Origin of the sequence: Mesorhizobium sp. LMG 17147 (assembly GCF_024297145.1) — a bacterium.
Classification (GTDB): domain Bacteria; phylum Pseudomonadota; class Alphaproteobacteria; order Rhizobiales; family Rhizobiaceae; genus Mesorhizobium.
This window is the reverse complement of record NZ_JANCTC010000013.1, coordinates 1-17,660: the sequence shown is the minus strand read 5'-3', so window position 1 is coordinate 17,660 and position 17,660 is coordinate 1. Positions and strand designations below refer to the sequence as shown.

The following is a 17,660-nucleotide window of genomic DNA, read 5'->3' as shown; positions in this document are numbered from 1 at the left end:
AAATGAAATAAAGCACCGATAGAAGTCACGCCCACCGAAAGGGAACTCGGAATGGCAGCGTTAGACCTTCACATCGACGACATCGGCAAGCGGTTTGGCGCGATTGATGTCCTGCGCGGCATCTGTCTAAGGGTTGCTGCGGGGGAGTTTGTGACACTGCTGGGGCCGTCCGGGTGTGGTAAATCAACGCTTCTTCGGATCATCGCGGGGCTGGAGCGTGCCGACCAGGGCCATGTGCGTGCAGGCGGCAGGGGGCTGGACGCGGTGGCGCCGAAGGACCGCGACCTAGCCTTCGTGTTCCAGAGCTACGCCCTTTATCCGCATCTGAGCGTGCACGACAACATTGCTGCCCCGCTGGTCATGCGTGAGCTAAGCAGCTTGGAACGGCTTCCTGTGATTGGCGCGCTGCTGCCCGGAGCCATCCAACGCAAACGCTCGATCCAGGAGCGGGTCCGGCAGACATCAGGGCTTCTCAAGCTCGACGCGCTGCTCGAGCGTCGACCGTCGGCGCTGTCGGGCGGGCAGCGCCAGCGCGTGGCTTTGGGACGCGCCATGGTGCGCAAGCCGAAGATCTTCCTGATGGACGAACCCTTGGCAAACTTGGACGCAGCGCTGCGCATCCATACGCGTGGCGAGATCGCACGGCTTCACAAGGAAATGGAAACGACGACTATCTTCGTTACCCATGACCAGGCCGAGGCGGCAGCGCTTTCAGACCGCGTCGCAGTCATCTTTGGCGGCGAACTCCGTCAGGTCGCAGCCCCTGCCGATCTCTATCGCGAACCCGTCGATCTAGACGTAGCGCGCTTCCTGGCGCAGCCATTCCTGAACGAGCTGGCAGTGGCCGCACCTATAGGCGGCGCGCTCATGATCGGCGGCAGCAGGATCATCATTCGCGATGCGCTCGGATCCGGGCTGGCCGGAACGCTGGCCTTCCGCCCCGAGCATGCGACCCTGGCTGAGAAGGATCATCCAGGAGCCCTGCCGGTTCGCGTCACGCGCATTGAGCACGCAGGGATCGACGCTCACGTCTTTGTCGATGCCGAGGCCGGCGCTCAGTTCGTCGCCCGCATTTCCGCCGAGCGCGCGCGATCACTGCGTGACGGCGACAATCTGGGACTGACCATCGACGCTGAACAGGCATGGTTTTTTCCTTCCAACGGCTCGCGCCAGCGTGGCGATCACAGCGGGGCAGCCTGACATGGCCTTAGCCAACGACATTCCGCTCAGTTCCTTAGCTCCGAACACTGCAGGCAGCTACCGGCCGGCTCGGGCCCAGGCGCAAGCTGGCATAATTCTGTCCGTGCCGGCGACGCTGTTGCTTGTTGCCCTTGTCATCGGACCCGCCATTCTTGTCTTCTTTCTGTCCTTCACGAATGCGTCGCTCGGCTTGGCCGGAATCCAATTCATCGGGGTTGCTAATTATACGCGCATGTTGACCGACCCTGGCTTTGCTCAGAGTCTGCGCAACACCGCGCTCTATGTGGCTGTGGTCGTGCCGACGGCAATCGGGTGGGGGCTGCTCGTCGCCGTTTTGATCGCTAGATCACGGTTCGCAGTTCTCTATCGAACCGCTTACTTTCTGCCCGTGGCTGCAAGCTTGGTTGCTCTCGCGACCGCGTGGGAAGCAATCCTGCATCCAAGTCTGGGTTTTGCCAACACGCTGCTGCAGCTCCTGGGCGCATCGCCCGTCAGGTTCCTGTCCGACCCGGCGACGGCCATATATGCGCTCGCGGCGATCGGCGTCTGGCAGTTGGTTGGCTTCAACATGATCCTTTTCCTGGCTGGCCTTTCGACCATTCCAGAGGAGCTCTACGAAGCTGCGACTATCGACGGGGCGGACAGGGGACTGAAGCGCTTCCTTCTGGTCACCTGGCCGATGCTGGCGCCAGTTACGGTGTTCGTCACCGTGATGACAATTATCCGCGCCTTTTCGGTTTTCGAAACGGTCGCGGTCCTCACACAGGGAGGGCCGATGAAATCTACCTCCGTCGTTCTTTACACTTTTTATGAAGAAGGTTTCCGCTTCTTCCGCGTCGGATATGCTTCTGCGATCTCCGTTTCCTTTTTTGTCTTCGTGACTTTCCTGTCGCTCGTCCAGATGCGCGTCTCCGAGCGTCGGGCGCGCTGGAAAGCAAGTGGAGGCCAGTGATGATCCTGGGGCAATCTTCCTCTTCCCGCATTGTCTCGCATGCTGTGCTTGTCACCGGCGCGATCATCATGGTCTTTCCGTTTCTGTGGATGATCCTTGCCTCGCTGACGCCACAGAGCGAGATCTTTGACGGCAGCCTGCTTCCAACGCCGACCCTTCACGGCGCAATCGACAATTACGGCACTGCGCTCTCGGCAATTCCGCTGCTTCGGTTCATGGCAAATGGCTTTGTCGTGTGTCTGGCAATTCTTGTGTTGCAGATCGCGATCGCCATCCCATGCGGCTATGCGCTGGCCAAGCTGTCCTTCCCGGGCCGCCCTATTCTGCTTGTCGGCGTCCTGCTCGGCCTTCTGGTGCCGGTGCAGATACCAACCATCCCGATCTACATAGCCCTCGCAAAATCCGGACTGCTCGACAGCTATGCCGCTCTGGTTCTGCCCTGGATCATTTCGGTGTTTGCCATCTTCCTGTTCCGGCAGTTCTTCGTGACCTTTCCCGATGAGGTGCTCGACGCGGCGCGGCTCGACGGTTTCAGCGAGCTATCGATCGCCTGGCGGATCATGCTGCCAGCAGCTTGGCCGGCCGTCGTCTCCTTCTCGATCTTCTCTATCGTGGCCCATTGGAACGATCTTTATTGGCCAATGGTGGTGATAACCAATCCCGACATGATGACGGCTTCGCTCGGCATTGCCTATTTCCGGCAGGCCGGCGAGGGCGCCGGAAATGTCGGTGCGCTGATGGCGGGGGGCGTTCTCGTAACTGCTCCCTTGGTCTCTTTTTTCCTTCTCATGCAGAAACACTTCATCCGAGGTCTGGTGCTCGGCCGACACTAGCTCCGTCTCTAAAAACCCCCATCTCAAAACTCAGGAGAGCAATGTGAAAACAGTTGCAATGATCCTTGCTGCCGGTGTCGCAGCGGCAGCCATGCCAGCGCAAGCCGAGACGAAACTCAATGTCTATTACGCCTGGCCCGAACACGAAGTGATCCACAAGCCGATTGCAGACCGCTTCATGGCGGACCACCCGGAAATCAAGATCAGCTTCCGCGCTGCTGCGCCGAGTTATGACGAAGCTGTCCAGACGTTGATTCGTCAGAGCATGGCAGGCGAGTTGCCGGACGTTCACTATGTCGGCTTTAACGTGCTCCGTCCGCTCGTCACGCGCGGGCTCGTAAAGCCCATCGACGATCTCGTTGCCGCCGATCACCTGGCCGATAAGGGCTACACGGAACAAATCCTGTCTCTGGCAAGAATCGAGGGCCATCTGTACGGACTTCCCTTCGCCATGTCGACGCCGGTCGTTTATTACAATGCCGATCTCGTGAAGCAGGCGGGCGGCGACCCCGACAAGGTTCCGACCGATTGGGACAGCTTCGTCGCACTGGCCGGCAAGGTCGGTGCGCTCGGCAATGGAACGTCCGGCATGTATTACCAGCTCGGCTCGGACGACTGGGCCACGCAGAACCTGGTACGCAACTTCGGCGGCCAGATGATGAACGACAAGGAGAGCGACATCGCTTTTGACGGTCCTGCAGGCCAGGCTGCCGTCAAGCTGTTCAAGCGGTTCCACACCGACGGCGCTCAGCCGGCGATCGACTCCCATGCCGCCCGGCAGCTCTTCACCTCTGGCAAGCTCGGCTTCTTCTTCGCCTCTGCCGGCAGTGTGAGCGGTTTCGAAGGTGAAATTGGAGATCGGTTCAAGCTCCGCACAGCCAAGCAGCCGCTCGGCGCTGAAGATGCGACGATGCCGACGGGCGGCATGGTTGCGATAATCCTGACCGACGATCCCGCCAAGCGCGCCGCCGCCTGGGACTACGTCAAGTTCACCACAAGTCCTGAAGGCCAGAGCATTGTCGTGCCGAATACTGGTTATATGCCGACCAACACGCTTGCCCTCGACAAGGATCATCTCGCCGGCTTCTACGATAAGCACCCGAACTGGTACACCAGCGTGCTTCAGACGCCCCGCGCCCGCCCGTGGTTCTCCTGGCCTGGTGATAACGGCGTGCAGATCGGGGAGGTCCTCCGCGACGAGATGACGGCTATTGCGCTTGGATCCAAGGAACCGGAAGCCGCTCTCGCAGACATGGTGTCCGAGGTTCGCGCACTCCTGCCGAAAACGAACTGATCGCCTCGTCCGAGACGCTGCACGCTCCTGTGCGACATCCCTCCCTTTTTCGGGATTATCCATGAAACTCATTCATCTGACCGACCCCCATCTTGTGCCGTTAGGCGCCATGCTCTTCGGCTTCGATCCTGCCCAACGGCTTCGCAAGACCATTGAGCGCATCAACCGCGATCACGCCGACGCCGAGCTTTGCGTCGTGACTGGCGATCTCACTGACGAGGGAGATTTCGCTTCCTATGTCCTACTTCGCGAGGTGCTGCAGGAACTGCGCGTGCCCGCCCGCCTTCTGCTCGGCAATCACGACAGCCGCGAGAATTTTGTTCGGGCGTTTCCTGGAGAGCCGCGCGATGAGAACGGCTTTATCCAGTCGGTTCACGACGGATCTGCCGGGCGCCTCATTTTTCTCGACACATTGGTGGAAGGTTTCGGTCATGGCTCCTTGGACGATGGTCGGCTCGAGTGGCTGCTGGCCCGGGTGGCCGAGGCGTCGGATGTGCGGGCCTACCTCTTCGTCCATCATCCGCTGCAGCCGATCGGCCTGCCGCATTTCGAACCCTGGAGCACCGAGAATTGGCGCCCGATCATGCAGGCGATTGTCAGCGCCGGCAATGTGCGGCACATTTTCCACGGCCATGTGCATGTCGATGTTGGCGGCACCTGGAGCGGCATCCCTTTCAGTGCAAACCGCGGCGTGGCGCATCAGATCATTCCACATTTCACGCGGAGAGACGCGGACTTCGTCGAGGATGCGCCCGCTTTTGACATCGCGATAATCGACGTTGATGGGGTCCTGGTGCATCGCTTCGAAGTTAGCGACCGACATGTGGTCGAGGTCTCCGCAGAAGGTTGGGTTCCCGAGGGCATGCAATGAATCAACAGGCCTCTTATGAACTGGTCATCTTCGATTGCGACGGCGTTCTGATCGATAGCGAGACGCTGGCAAGTCGAATCGATGCCGAAGAACTTACCCGCATTGGCTATCCCATGTCGTATTCTGATGTGATTCTGCGGTTTACCGGCCTTTCCTCAGCCACCATGCGGAAAATGATCGAAGAAGACTGGGGCCGCCCTCTACCCAGCGACTTCGACGTCATCGTGCAATCCCGGATAAAGGAAAGCTACCAGACGGAACTGCAAGCGATCAGCGGCATTGACCAACTCCTGCATCAGTTGCGATTGCCGCGCTGCGTCGCATCGAGCAGCGCCCCCGACAAGCTGCGGCTTGGTCTTGAACTGACGGAACTTTGGGCATACTTCCATCCCCACGTGTTCAGCTCCGCCATGGTAAAGGCCGGTAAGCCTGCACCGGACCTCTTCCTGTTCGCTGCCGCCCAGATGGGCACTAAGGCAGCGCGCTGCGTCGTTGTCGAGGACAGCATTGCAGGCGTTCGAGCCGGTGTGGCCGCGGGGATGATGGTGATCGGTTTCACCGCGGGCGGCCACTGCCACGACGACCACGGTCAACGATTGCTGTCAGCCGGCGCTGCGGTGGTCGCGCGATCAGCCGAAGAACTTAGCGTCCTGCTGATGACGAGCGAAGTCCAGCCCAATACAAAATGGCAGGAGGCGGACCCGGTGGCAGCAGGTGCCGTAAGGTGAACTGCAGCAGCTTCCCATCCACTCAACCCCACAAAAATGTCTTCCTATACCGACTGTCCCGGCGATTCCGTCCACTTGACATAAATCCGAACAAAGCTCCCTTGCATTCGATATCGGCGAAGTCTGACAGGCGGATGCGGCATGGGGCGGGCGCGCGCAAGCGACACTCAACGGTGTTCGACCGAGCTGCTCACAAATTACAATTGAGGGTCAAGAAGGAGCATTCGTGTCTGCGTGGGGGAACTCACCGGAGCTCGAAGCACAGGCCCGTGGCACCGTTTCGATGATGGACGAGTTACTTCATGATCAACCGAAATCGATAGCGACCGAGGTCCCTTATGCGGCCCGAGCATTTACAACTCGCGACATTTATTGGCCGTTCGTCGGTCAACTGTTTGCTTGGAATCGAACACCTCGATCCGGGCGGCAGAGAGGGTCGACCCCTCACTGCTCACGGTTCGCTGTCAGACGCCTGGAATAGATGGTCACCACAACGACGGCAATCAAGTGGCCTGACGCAGCAGCGGTCTCTTGTCCCACTTCCTCCCAGGGTCGGGCCCAATCTGAGTGTGGAGCAATGCAGAAAATCATTCATATCACGGATCCTCATTTTGTTGCCCCTGGCAAGACGCTTTACGGCATCGATCCGGCGCAGAGATTGCGCGACACCTTGGACCATGTCTCGCGCGTACACGCAGATGCCAAGCTCATCCTTATTACCGGCGATCTTGCTGATACAGGCGATCCAGCCGCTTACGCACTCTTGCGCGAGATCTTGTCGGAGGTCCGGCTCCCGGTCCATTTGACGATCGGCAACCACGATGACCGCGGCGCATTTCGAGGCGTATTCGGCGGGGAAGGATTCGTTCAGGCGGCTGTCGACTTGCACGACTGGCTCGTCGTCTTGCTCGACACAAAGGACGACATCAGCCATTTCGGTTGTCTTGACGGTGGCCGGTTTGAATGGCTGCAGGACCAGCTTTTCCGTGCCGCCGGCCGACCAGTCGTGGTTGCTATGCACCATACGCCGGCGGATTTGCATGTGCCTTGTTTTAAGACGAGCGATATGAAGGAGTCCGATCGGCTCCTTTCCATCCTTCGGAAAAACGCATCGGTCCGCCACATGCTCTTTGGTCACCGGCATGTTGCTGCAGCAGGCAGTTTGTCGGGCATATCGTTTACTGCCAGCCGTGGCACGGCGCAGCATATCGTTCTGGACTGGGAACAATATGGCAAGCCCATATTTGTGGCGGCTGCGCCATCATACGATGTCGTCATGTTGGACGGATCGGATGTCGTTGTCCATCGTCACGAGGGACTTGATCAGCTGCCTGTCATTCGTCCCGGTGATCCGAAATGATGGCTTCACCATCGATCAAAACGTCCGATCGGTCGCGGCCTCGACTGATCATCTTCGATTTTGACGGCACCCTTGCGGAGACGGAAATCGTAGCATCGGAGGTGATTTCGGCAAAACTTGCCGCGGAAGGTTTCCAGGTGCATCCAGATGAAATAACGGCAACGCTCTCCGGTGTTGAGCGAGACGATCAACAACGGCATCTGGAAAGACTTGTCGGTGTAAGCCTGCCGAAGAACTTCATGGAAACGGCCGCGGCTGAGATCCAGCTGGCCGCCTCTGGGATCCTGTCGGCGACACCTGGCGCGGTTGAACTGCTCCAGTGGCTTTCCATTCCCTTTTGTGTCGCATCGAACACATCTCGTTTCGAACTCATCCACCGCATGAGAGCCGCCAATCTCTTGGGGCTTGTAGGCTCACGGTTCTTCTCCTCCGATGACATCGGTGTCCGGAAGCCTGACCCTTCTGTGCTGCTATTGGCGGCGGAAATCATGGGCGTGTCTGCCAGAGAGTGCCTTGTCATTGAGGACAGCGTCATCGGTCTTAGTGCCGCGCGAAATGCAAATATGCGCTACTGCGCATTCGGGGGCGCCCGCCACCATACGAGTCGACTGAGGAATGACCTCCGGACCTTTGAGCCGGAGGCATTGTTGCTGAACTTGGCGGAACTTAAAGGTTTGCTTTGCCCAATGTAGAAAGAGGGCAGCGGCGTGGACGGTCCGCCCGCGCCTGCATCCGGAACACCATACCCCGGCGGGCAGTGCAATGGCGGACAGGTCATCAAGCTTGGTGCGGGATGCGGTATGCGGTCTGGTCGCCAGCGGGCCTAGCTCACAATCCAGAATCGCGCATTTTGTTGCCTAAAACCCCGAGCTTCTTGGGGACTTATCTATCTCCAAACTCGTAAGTCAAACAAACAGCGGAGAAGCGTCGGTTTTGCGTTTTTGCCGTACTCTTGGCCTCTCTGGGTTTCGCGAGTTCAGGGTGGCGTTACCGGGGAGATTGAGCGCGATAAAGCCCGGCGACTGACACAGCACCTCGCCACTGAACTCGCATGTAAGACCGGAAATTGCGAACCTGAGCGCGGCCTTCCTACATTCGGTTGAGGCCTCAGCTCGCCTTCTCGACTACGCCCAGATCGAGCGCCTGACGGAGCGACTACAGAGTGCTACGCGTGTCGAAGCTCTTGGTATGGGCGTCTCCGCAATCTGCGCAGAGCTACTGTCACAGCCGCCTGATCTGGCTGGGGACCCCGGATTGTGAACATCGCTCGCGGTCTGGCTCATGGGCTGGACGCTTCGGCTTATGCTATCGGCATCTCCTATGAAAGATATGAGCGAGAGGCCGTCGCCTTTCTCAGAACTGGCCGCGACCGAGGAGCGCATACGCTTGCAATAACGACGCGTGACAAATCGCCAGTCTCTGGGGTGGCGCATGAGGTGCTCCTACTCAGCTCCGGCGCGGGCCCTGGCCGAACCTGGACCGGCAACGCTTATGCCTTCAATGGCTCTTCTGAGTGAGTGCATCGCCGAGTGTCTGAAGTGGCACAGAAATCCCAATGCCTCGCGAACCAAAGCATAGCTGTGCGAACGCTTGGTAAGATCTCTGTTGGTGCCAACACCGCCTTCAGCGAAGCCTTCCTTTCGCTCTTCAGATCGCCAAGTGTAGTTTTAGTCGGAGCCGGGCCTCTCCGAGGGCAATGACAAGAGATGCCACCCCGGGAAGTTCCGTCAGAACGGTCGCTCCGTTAGTGACGACGGCCGTCGTGCGGCGACCACCGAAGTATGGTCTACGAACAAAGCGAGGGCCAAGCGCAAACTGGTGAAACGACAGATGTACGGCCGCGGCAAGTTGGATCTGCTAAGGGCCGTTAGTCGGCGCTGTAAAGAAATGTCACCGAGAGTGGGTCAAAGCCCCCGTGGTAAGCGCTCGCCGGGCGGAACTGGTCAGGGTTGCGCAGTCCGCTAGTCTAGCGTGGCGAAGCGACGAGCGCAGGAAATGGTTTGCGCGCAGCTCAGGTGCGTCGAGCGCCTAACGCCTCCTAGATCTTTCCGCGTCCGGTCCTCTGAGGCTTCCCGGTAGTGTGCTGAGAGTTCTGCAAATTCGCTGAGAGGGGGCGGTCATGGCAGGCTGGTGATGTTCAACGTCACCTGATTCCCGCGAAGGAACGCCACCATGACCCAAGACTGAAAGTAAGACCGCCAGCGCCGCCGTCAAAGACATTCTGCTTTCGGACCCGCAAGGTCTGCACGAAGTGATCCGGGCGGTGATGCAGGAGGTGCTCGAGGCCGAGATGGACGAGGCTCTGGGTGCTTCGAAAGGCGAGCGCACACCGGAGCGGCTCGGCTATCGCTCGGGTTATTATGGCCGCACTCTTGTCACCCGTGTCGGCAAGCTTGAGCTGCGAGTTCCGCAGGACCGGGCCGGCCGCTTCTCCACCGAGCTTTTCGAGCGTTACCAGCGTTCGGAGCGGGCCTTGGTGGCCACGCTTGCGGAGATGTATGTGCAGGGCGTGTCGACCCGCAAGGTCAAGGCGATCACGGAAGAACTGTGCGGTCATGCCTTCTCGGCCTCGTCCATCTCGGCCATCAACAAACGCCTGGACGAGAGCCTGAAAGCGTTTGCCGAGCGCCCGCTTCAAGAGCCTTTTGCCTACCTCATCCTCGATGCTCGCTACGAGAAGGTGCGCGAAGCCGGCATCGTCATGAACCAGGCGGTGCTGATCGCGGTTGGCATCGACTGGGACGGCCGGCGTCAGATCCTGGCCGTGGAGATGGCCAATCGTGAGAGCCGCTCGGCCTGGAGGGACTTTCTCGTGGCTTGAAGGCGCGCGGCCTCAAGGGCGTCGAGCTGGTCGTGTCAGACGATCATGCCGGCCTGGTCGCGGCGATCGGCGAGGTGATCCCGGAAGCGGCATGGCAGCGCTGCTACGTGCACTTCCTCAGGAACGTGCTCGATCATGCGTCATGTCCGGATGTCGAGAAATAGCACGCCGCAGAAACTCAAATTCTGCTAATCGAACGTTCAAAGGACGTCGAAAAAAGGGGAAGCGTAGAGATGTGGTTCTGCAAAAATGCGGCCCAATGTCGTCGGACAGAAATGCCCAGTTTGGCTATTGAAGCCAAGAAGAACGCAAAAGCCGATGCAGCCTACGACGCGGTACTTCAATTGCTCTACAGCAAATCCCACATGCCGGGGCAGCATCTCAGCGATAAAGAGCTAGCGTCCGACCTCAACATCGGCCGGACTCCTATACGCGAAGCACTTATCCGACTTGCAGCGGAAGGGAAGATCGTGTCCTTTCCTCAAAGGGGCTACTTTACGAGACCTCTGGTCGAGTGGGTTCTATTGGACTCGTATGTGGTGGCGCGCGAAACACTTACCTTCGCCCTAACTCGTACACGGACTCACCCTCTCGACCGAACCGCCCCCTCTGGTGAGTTATCTCCAACGGAGCTCGCTCTTCGAGCGGAAGAAATATTCACTGACATAGCTCTGGGGGCATGTAATTGCGAAATCTGCCATATCATCGACAAGTTCTGTTTCTGCTCTCATGCCCTTCGCATGGAAATAACCGCGTCTGAGCTTTCCCCGGCTTTTCGAACCAGTCTTGCAAGGCTAACTGACGCAATGCCTCAGCTCGGCAAGACTACGAGCGCAGTGGCATCCGCATTGACTAACCACCTTGATGTAGAACAGCGCGCAGTGTCGCGCGCTTTGCAAAATATGAGCAGGAGACAGCTGGCAAACTTCACGTTTACAAAGAAGTATTGGTGAGCGATTTTCGCCGACATCAGCCGAGTAGCTGAGCCATTCGGCTTGGGCCGTCGCAGGAGGGCTGCGGGTCCCGTGCGATATGATGCTGGAGGCGGTCAAGACACGCTTCGGATCGACGAGGGTGCCTCATCCGATCGAGACCTGTCGGAAAATGGCACCCCTACACCGGCAAGGAACACGCGCCTTCGCCTCTGCGCTGACCGCGTTACTTGCTCCACGCCCGTGAAGCGCCCCACTCCAGCGACGTGTCGGAAGCCTGGGTCAAAACCTTCAAGCGTGATTGCGTTCGCATCACTCCTTGCATGATCACCCATGGTTCTCCGCCAGATCGCCCGGTGGGATGACTACAACGAGATACATCCTCACTGAGCGCTCAGAATACGATCCCGGGAGAGGTCATTCTGACACAAACCCACTAGCCGGAGTGTTCGCGAAAGGGGCTACTAACATTGGACGCCGGCCCTCGGTCCGGCGAGTGCTTCAACCAATTACGGAAGCTCGGGGTGCTCCCAGCTCGCCAAGGTTGGCTGATTATCTGGCCCGCGGCTTTGGCGGGATGATATTCCTGCGCATCCGCGCTGCGCTTTTTATCTTTTAAATGGTGCCGGTACGAGAGGCTGAAAAAGCAACCTCGCGTTGTCACTTCCGATACTAAAATATCTCAGATAGGAGGCTAAAGGTAGGCGGAGAATAAATAATATATCCATAAATATATTTCAGAGGACCACTTCCCCTTCTTGTCAGGGGCTATTAGGTGTTGATTTACGAAGGAGGGACTGAATCGTTCAGCGAGTTCATTTCCGACGAGGTTGACGCCTCATACGCCGGTTGCGAGCTTGAAAGCTCTTTCCTGAACTCAACGTAGCGAGGGCGCTACGGCGCCCAGCCTGTTCTCAGGAGCGACTCTGCTCTTGTGGGTTAGCCGAGCCTCGTTGCAAGACGCAAAAGTATGCGAGAGACGGTTCGGTTCGGCTCGTGACTTCGCGAGTGGCCGATGGCCGATGTAACACAACCAGGCTTGATCATATGACCAAGGATGTAAGCTTAGCCACGGCAGCAAGCACACGATGCGTCCACCAAAAGGACACTTCTCTTGCGCTCTTTGGAGGAGATCCCACGGTGCCGGCTGGGCGAGTTGTTCTTTGGCCAGCTGCGAAACGTAAACATTTGAAGGCGCTCGCAAATGTTGTCGAAAGCGGCAAATATCATCGCGTCAATCACCCTATGGTGATTGAGCTCGAAAAGCGGCTAGCGGATTGGTCGGGTAACTGGTCTGTGCGCGCCGTTGGAAGCGGCACAGCCGCTATTCACGTGGCTCTCGACTACTACCGGAACCGAGGTCGCCGAGTCGTTACGTCGGCTTTGAACTGGCCGGGAGCCGTCGGCCCAATCGCGATCAGTGGACTCGAACCGGTCTTTGTCGATGTTGAGCCAGACCTTGCCGGAGTTGATGAGAAGATGGCGGCCTCCCTCATCAAGCCAGGTGACGCGGCGACGCTCATAACTCATCTGTTCGGAAATAACCTCTTGGTTCCCAGCTTGAGATTCGCGGCGCGAGCGCGAGGCGTGGCGATTATCGATGATGTTTGCCAATCAATTGGCGCTGCGAAAGATATTGTCAATGGAGCTTACTTGGAGAGCGATGCACTCTCTCTCTCCGGCAACGGAGCTAAACACCTCGGGGCAGGTGAGCTTGGATTTGTCCTGACGAGGGACCCTGCTCTGATCCACCATGTAGATAATGTTTCGCTGACAAGCTCGTCGCGATGTGGAGCTAGGATATTCTCCCCGAACTCCAAAGGCTACAATTACCGACCCAATGTATTCTCTGCTGCCATTGCTAATCACAGGCTCAAGCAGCTTGACCGGCAGCTTAAAAAAAGGCGAAGGAATGCTAGGTTCCTTTGGCAGGAGATTGGCCACCTCTCAGGGCTTCTGCCTCTTTTCGATCCAGCAGATCATCAACAATCGATGCTGAATCTCCCGTTGCGTCTTGAGCCGGAAAAGCTCGGTTTTCTACCTGGCCCTACGGCCAGGGATTTCATCATTAAGCTTCTTCAAGCCGAGGGAGTTCCCGTTGCGGTCTGGCTGACGAAGCCCGTCTTTGAATATCTGCCGGATATCTGCGGCCAATGGTCAAGGACCGATTTTCCAAACGCCATGAAGATATTGAACACCATGTTTTACGTGTCGGAGATCGCTCCACCAAACGACGTTGAAGTGATGAAATTGTACGCGGCCGCGTTTCAAAAGGTCTGGGCAGCGCTTCCAAACCTAGCTTCAAAAATTCCTGAGATCGTATCTGTTGCCTGAGGGCGGGATGGCAAGCCGATGGACTGCTCAATAAAAGGTTTTCCACCATATGGCTTTTCGATTGTTCTCAAATTCGGCGGGAGCATCATGCGTGATCTTGCCGTGTGTAAGCTCGCACTGGCTGAACTTGAGCGTCTCGCCGATAAGGGCCATCGAATCCTACTTGTTCCAGGCGGCGGCATCCCGGACAAAGCAATTGAGGCGATTGATGCAGCCGAGCGATTAGATCCGTGTACCGCGCATCATGCGTGTGCTCTAGCACAGGACCAAACGGGGTATTTGCTTGCGGATGCCGCCTTCTCTTCCAAACTAGTTCCATCGGCCAGCCTAGGCGAATGCCGAACTCTCGCGAGACTTGGGAAGATTCCAGTGCTGCTGCCTTCCCGTTTGCTGTTTGCGGCTGACCCAGTGGAATGGAGTTGGGACGTCACATCCGACGCCGTTGCCGCGTGGATCGCTTGGTTAACTGGGGCACCACAGCTGGTGATTTTGACAGATGTCGATGGCGTGTATCGCGGTGGAGCAACCGACGATCCCGCTGCACTTATAGAGCAGATCGCTGCTCAAGATCTTGTCCTTCTCGGCCACACCTCGATTGACGCCTGCGCGGTCGAATTCATGGCGAAGAAAAGCCTTCCCGGCGTTGTGATTAATGCCCGTCATCCCGCTCGTCTCGCCGATTGGCTGGAAGGGAGACGCGTTAGAGCGACTAGGATCACCGTCGCGAGCAGGAAGGCCCATATCACAAGCGACCCTTTGGGGGGGGCGGCATGATGTCATCCACGGCGCTGATAGTGTATGGCCCGGAAGTCGCGCGCTCTGGCCTAACCTCGCTGCTCGACGAATTTATTCGCCGGCGAACCGGTTTGGAACTCTCGGAACGGTTCTTTTCGATTCATAGTCGCAAATCCATTGATGCGTTTTATACCCTTACCTGTTCCACCGGCGGGAAGCATTGGCCATTGGTGCTGGACTTATTCGACATGCGTCCGGTTTGCGCCACGATCTGGAGCGGACCTAATGCGCTGCACTTGTCGCAAAAACTGAAGGGTAACACACAGCCGGCCCAGGCTTTATCCGGCACCGTACGTAGTCTCTTTTTCTGCGATAATCCCGTGACGAACCTCCTTCATGTGAGCGATAGTCATCAAGTAATGGATGCTGAGCTGAGAATACTTAGGTGCCGGTCGTTGGGCGACGAAGCGACTGCTTGGATTTCTCTCGATTCCGGCTACATTGCCCATTCATCTTTCCAAATGTTGCTAAACGTTCTCGGCGACAGGGGAGCTGCGCCGATGCCGGACAATCGGAGTGATGGTAGCGCGTTTGCCCACGCAAGATTCTGTTACGACAGAGCACTCCTAACCGCAGCAAAGTCGGGCCTAACGACAGCCGTCCAGCGGTATTTCCAGGGGGATCGAGCCGGTCTAGAAGGCCTCTTCCGGTATGCACCCCTCCGCTCATCTTGGGACCGCCTCATTCTTGAGGCCGGTCTGTTTTCAATGCCTCTTTGGAATTGCTTACTGAAGCGAACCGTTGATGCCGTCGAGCCGGGAAAACAACCAGGCATGGCACCGCGCCGGAAGGCCGGAGAACAATGAGCGAACTTGATCGTATCAGGACAACGCTTCGGACAAGTCAACAAGCCACTTTCCCGCGTCAGATGCAGGCATTCGGACTGGATCTGGTCGTACAGGAAGGGGTTTTTCCTCCAGAGCACTTCCAGAGTTGGCGTTGGATTAGCGAGAATTTTCCCCCATTCGACGGAAAGACCGTCTTAGAAATCGGCTGCGGTTTCGGTCTTCCCGGCCTTCTGTTGGCAAAGACTGGCGCGCTGTCGTTGCTGACTTGTGACATCAATCCGAGGGCCGTCGCGAACACGTTGGAGAATGCTGCAAGAAACGGCATTAGTAACGTCGAGGTCATCGCAAGCGATATATTTAACAATGTTCCACCTGGCAGAAGGTTCGACATCATATTTTGGAACTACCCGTCGAGCTACGCTCCAGAAGATTACGAGTTTGTCCACGACCTCGAAGGTGGTGCGATCGATCCAGGGTACAACTTGCTCGAGAGATTTCTTTCAGATGGCCCAAGGTTCCTTACGGAATCAGGTCGTATCGTTCTTGGGTTCGGCACTAATGCCCGTGACGACCTTCTTGAAAAGATTGCGGGTTCAAATGATCTCACATCTGTGCTTCTGCGAGCCGGGACCTATCCCGACGTCAAAGTAACTTACAGGCTGTTCTCAATATCAAAGAAGGCCACAAGCGCATGATGCCCGAGCTGATGCGCATTGCGTTGGTCGCCATTTCGCGCAATCGGAGCAAAGATAGCTGGGTAGCGGGCAGTAGCGTCCTTTCGCAGTTCATCCAGCGTGCGCCGAACGACATTGACATTCATCATGTCAATTTGGCCGCATTCAATCAGGCTGTGGATAAGGATACCAGGGCTCTGGCGGACGCGGGGTTCTCCATTGCCACATCGCGACCTGCCGACGCGGAGCTGGAGATCGTATTCTTGAGATCGAACGGGACCCTGGCGATAAATTGGGTTCTCGAACAGGAACGACCGACGGCGTTAATCAACGATCCGCTTTTTGGGACAAGGGCGAGTTTCGCGGACGTCATCGCGCGAAAGGTCGAGATGCACCTGGAGAACCACCATTCGAAGCACAGGGATGATCTCCTTGCACTCCTGGAGCATTCCGCCTCAATCTCGGCCGAAATGAGTCTGGACCAATTGGTTGGTAGCATCTCCGCGCTAGACCTCGCGAAATACGTCAATACCAACCTTCGTGGCAGCACGCGATAGATGTCAGCCCCCAATCTCCCAGGAATTCCCGAACACCGTGGCAAACGTAGAAGTGGACATGGAAGAAGCTCGACCTGGTCCACCGATCTGTCGACCGGCAAAAGGAGCCGCTGACTTGCTGTCGGTGAAGAAGGAAGCTAGGATCTTGCCTGCCTTCCTGCGTCCCACGCTGCTGCGGCCGACCCATGCCCTCTCGAGGCCCTCCAGCGCCACTCAGTCGGCGAGCGCGCCGTCGAACCTTGCGCATGGACCGCCTAGGTCACGGAGTCGACCTGGTGCTGCAGCCTTGCCCAACGACGAGGAACCTGCCTTGTCCTCCGGTTTGATCCCGGTGTAGTAGTTCGTCAGCTTCTCAATTGTTGAAGCTTCCCCTATGATCACCAAACACCCGCGCGCCGTGGCAAGAGGGTTGCTCGGTGAGTTCGTCGTTTCCATGTAACAAGCACGCAGTACGCACAGTCGAAAGTGCGGTTCAAGTTTATCGCTTCAATGGCTCGTGCACGCGAGCACGCGCGACGAAGACCGAGGTGGGATCCGGAAATAACCTCGGAACTGCCCGAATTGGCCTTGGTGGGGATTCAGACTTCCGCCATCTGCAGACACTGGCAAAGATATTCGCTCAGCAACACCAGAGGCGGCACGTGCATCGCCGACCCGGCCTGTGGCCAAGCCTCAGCCGAGGTAAACAATACCACCTCGTCCGCAGTCCGGGCGATCGGGCAGTCAACGCGGGTCGTAATGGCAATCGTGTATGCTCCGGTTTCGCGCGCAATAGCCAGAAAATCCTTGGTTTCCACAGTGTGGCCACGCGACGAAATGCCAATGGCGAGGCTCAACGAGCCAAGCCCTCGCGCGAGAGCGTGAGACACGGTGGCGGACCCCGAGCAATGTGCGGGGAAACCTAGGCAGATCAGTCGCATGGCCAGAATATCAGCGCAGACGGATGACGGCCCCGTGCCGAACAGTTCGACGCGTCGGGCCGCTCGGATGCGGTTGGCAAACCCACTAATTTGAAGGTCGTCAAAACCACGAGCGGACACGGAAATTGAGTTTTGTAAAGCAGAACTGAGGATGGCGATCCGAGGAGCTGTGTCTACAGCTTCTGATGGCGCGCGTTCAGCCAGTTCGCCGCTCAACTTCCGCCGCTCAATTTCGCCGCTGAGCGCAATCTTAAACTCGCGAAATCCCGAGAGTCCCAAGGTTCGGCAAAATCTTACAATTGAAGCAGAACCGGTAGCGGTGTTGCGCGCAAGGTCGGCAATGGACAGCGCCAGAACAGCCTCGGGGTCTTGTGCAACATACAGAGCTATACGTGCGAGCGCATTCGGAGCCGTGTTAATTGCATCATAGATGATGTCTAGCAGCAATTTCTGTGTATGTCGGGGCTTCCGCATGGTAAGCGGTGTTTCCTGACCACCTTTCGGGAGTGGTCGCGATCTGTGAGGTTGCCGATCCTGTATTGGGATCGGAGATCGGCTTGTGTCTGGACTTGACCTTACGCTTGACCCGGAGCGGCAGCTT

General features: G+C 57.6%; 15 protein-coding genes and 2 pseudogenes. 16 read left to right on the top strand and 1 reads right to left on the bottom strand.

Annotated elements, in window-relative coordinates:
• Nucleotides 1-51 precede the first annotated feature (51 nt).
• The 16 genes and pseudogenes from NMG46_RS21320 to NMG46_RS21250 all read left to right on the top strand — a co-directional run bounded on the left by NMG46_RS21320 (nt 52) and on the right by NMG46_RS21250 (nt 16,139).
• A complete protein-coding gene (locus NMG46_RS21320) occupies nt 52-1,200 on the top strand; it encodes an ABC transporter ATP-binding protein (RefSeq protein ID WP_091597856.1) in 1,149 nt (382 codons plus the stop codon).
• Between the two features lies 1 nt (nt 1,201).
• Entirely contained in the window at nt 1,202-2,152 is a 951-nt protein-coding gene (locus NMG46_RS21315; protein ID WP_254819539.1) for a carbohydrate ABC transporter permease, read from the top strand.
• A complete protein-coding gene (locus tag NMG46_RS21310) occupies nt 2,152-2,985 on the top strand; it encodes a carbohydrate ABC transporter permease (protein WP_029354774.1) in 834 nt (277 codons plus the stop codon). The genes NMG46_RS21315 and NMG46_RS21310 overlap by 1 nt, the downstream gene beginning before the upstream one ends.
• Nucleotides 2,986-3,028: 43 nt before the next feature.
• Nucleotides 3,029-4,279: an ABC transporter substrate-binding protein gene (locus NMG46_RS21305; RefSeq protein ID WP_029354776.1), complete on the top strand. Its 1,251-nt coding sequence runs from the start codon at nt 3,029-3,031 to the stop codon at nt 4,277-4,279.
• Nucleotides 4,280-4,340: 61 nt separating this feature from the next.
• Entirely contained in the window at nt 4,341-5,150 is an 810-nt protein-coding gene (locus NMG46_RS21300; RefSeq protein ID WP_091597850.1) for a phosphodiesterase, read from the top strand.
• On the top strand, nt 5,147-5,878 hold the full coding sequence (locus NMG46_RS21295; RefSeq protein WP_051695327.1) for an HAD family phosphatase: 732 nt from the start codon (nt 5,147-5,149) through the stop codon (nt 5,876-5,878). The genes NMG46_RS21300 and NMG46_RS21295 overlap by 4 nt, the downstream gene beginning before the upstream one ends.
• Before the next feature lie 577 nt (nt 5,879-6,455).
• The gene (locus tag NMG46_RS21290) at nt 6,456-7,238 is read left to right on the top strand and encodes a metallophosphoesterase (RefSeq protein WP_029354781.1); all 783 of its coding nucleotides are present in this window, start codon (nt 6,456-6,458) and stop codon (nt 7,236-7,238) included.
• Nucleotides 7,235-7,930 (top strand): HAD family phosphatase, encoded by a 696-nt coding sequence (locus NMG46_RS21285; RefSeq protein ID WP_091597848.1) that lies wholly within the window; start codon nt 7,235-7,237, stop codon nt 7,928-7,930. Before NMG46_RS21290 ends, NMG46_RS21285 begins: the two co-directional genes overlap by 4 nt.
• Before the next feature lie 184 nt (nt 7,931-8,114).
• Nucleotides 8,115-8,264: pseudogene (locus NMG46_RS29960) on the top strand (hypothetical protein); the annotation flags it as partial.
• Between the two features lie 1,192 nt (nt 8,265-9,456).
• A pseudogene (locus tag NMG46_RS21280) lies at nt 9,457-10,196 on the top strand (IS256 family transposase); the annotation flags it as partial.
• A 96-nt stretch (nt 10,197-10,292) separates the two neighbouring features.
• Nucleotides 10,293-11,012, top strand: a complete 720-nt coding sequence (locus NMG46_RS21275) for a GntR family transcriptional regulator (RefSeq protein WP_029354792.1) — start codon at nt 10,293-10,295, stop codon at nt 11,010-11,012.
• A 1,026-nt stretch (nt 11,013-12,038) separates the two neighbouring features.
• Nucleotides 12,039-13,325, top strand: a complete 1,287-nt coding sequence (locus NMG46_RS21270; RefSeq protein WP_095521241.1) for a DegT/DnrJ/EryC1/StrS family aminotransferase — start codon at nt 12,039-12,041, stop codon at nt 13,323-13,325.
• A gap of 18 nt (nt 13,326-13,343) precedes the next feature.
• Nucleotides 13,344-14,099 carry an aspartate kinase gene (locus NMG46_RS21265; protein ID WP_127282364.1) on the top strand — a complete coding sequence of 252 codons (756 nt, stop codon included), beginning with the start codon at nt 13,344-13,346 and terminating at the stop codon, nt 14,097-14,099.
• The gene (locus tag NMG46_RS21260) at nt 14,096-14,926 is read left to right on the top strand and encodes a nucleoside-diphosphate kinase (RefSeq protein WP_236370659.1); all 831 of its coding nucleotides are present in this window, start codon (nt 14,096-14,098) and stop codon (nt 14,924-14,926) included. The genes NMG46_RS21265 and NMG46_RS21260 overlap by 4 nt, the downstream gene beginning before the upstream one ends.
• The gene (locus NMG46_RS21255) at nt 14,923-15,603 is read left to right on the top strand and encodes a methyltransferase (RefSeq protein WP_127282365.1); all 681 of its coding nucleotides are present in this window, start codon (nt 14,923-14,925) and stop codon (nt 15,601-15,603) included. Before NMG46_RS21260 ends, NMG46_RS21255 begins: the two co-directional genes overlap by 4 nt.
• Nucleotides 15,600-16,139, top strand: coding sequence for a hypothetical protein (locus NMG46_RS21250; RefSeq protein WP_051695334.1), 540 nt, complete (start codon nt 15,600-15,602; stop codon nt 16,137-16,139). The genes NMG46_RS21255 and NMG46_RS21250 overlap by 4 nt, the downstream gene beginning before the upstream one ends.
• Before the next feature lie 578 nt (nt 16,140-16,717).
• Here the strand turns inward: NMG46_RS21250 and NMG46_RS21245 are convergent.
• Nucleotides 16,718-17,533, bottom strand: coding sequence for a MurR/RpiR family transcriptional regulator (locus tag NMG46_RS21245; protein ID WP_126038505.1), 816 nt, complete (start codon nt 17,531-17,533; stop codon nt 16,718-16,720).
• Nucleotides 17,534-17,660: the final 127 nt, after the last annotated feature.

Excerpts from the sequence above, each read along its gene's own strand:
- NMG46_RS21320 (WP_091597856.1), top strand. The coding sequence starts at position 52 with ATGGCAGCGTTAGACCTTCACATCGACGACATCGGCAAGCGGTTTGGC.
- NMG46_RS21315 (WP_254819539.1), top strand. The coding sequence starts at position 1,202 with ATGGCCTTAGCCAACGACATTCCGCTCAGTTCCTTAGCTCCGAACACT.
- NMG46_RS21310 (WP_029354774.1), top strand. The coding sequence starts at position 2,152 with ATGATCCTGGGGCAATCTTCCTCTTCCCGCATTGTCTCGCATGCTGTG.
- NMG46_RS21300 (WP_091597850.1), top strand. The coding sequence starts at position 4,341 with ATGAAACTCATTCATCTGACCGACCCCCATCTTGTGCCGTTAGGCGCC.
- NMG46_RS21295 (WP_051695327.1), top strand. The coding sequence starts at position 5,147 with ATGAATCAACAGGCCTCTTATGAACTGGTCATCTTCGATTGCGACGGC.
- NMG46_RS21290 (WP_029354781.1), top strand. The coding sequence starts at position 6,456 with ATGCAGAAAATCATTCATATCACGGATCCTCATTTTGTTGCCCCTGGC.
- NMG46_RS21285 (WP_091597848.1), top strand. The coding sequence starts at position 7,235 with ATGATGGCTTCACCATCGATCAAAACGTCCGATCGGTCGCGGCCTCGA.
- NMG46_RS21275 (WP_029354792.1), top strand. The coding sequence starts at position 10,293 with ATGTGGTTCTGCAAAAATGCGGCCCAATGTCGTCGGACAGAAATGCCC.
- NMG46_RS21270 (WP_095521241.1), top strand. The coding sequence starts at position 12,039 with ATGACCAAGGATGTAAGCTTAGCCACGGCAGCAAGCACACGATGCGTC.
- NMG46_RS21265 (WP_127282364.1), top strand. The coding sequence starts at position 13,344 with ATGGACTGCTCAATAAAAGGTTTTCCACCATATGGCTTTTCGATTGTT.
- NMG46_RS21260 (WP_236370659.1), top strand. The coding sequence starts at position 14,096 with ATGATGTCATCCACGGCGCTGATAGTGTATGGCCCGGAAGTCGCGCGC.
- NMG46_RS21255 (WP_127282365.1), top strand. The coding sequence starts at position 14,923 with ATGAGCGAACTTGATCGTATCAGGACAACGCTTCGGACAAGTCAACAA.
- NMG46_RS21250 (WP_051695334.1), top strand. The coding sequence starts at position 15,600 with ATGATGCCCGAGCTGATGCGCATTGCGTTGGTCGCCATTTCGCGCAAT.
- NMG46_RS21245 (WP_126038505.1), bottom strand. The coding sequence starts at position 17,533 with ATGCGGAAGCCCCGACATACACAGAAATTGCTGCTAGACATCATCTAT.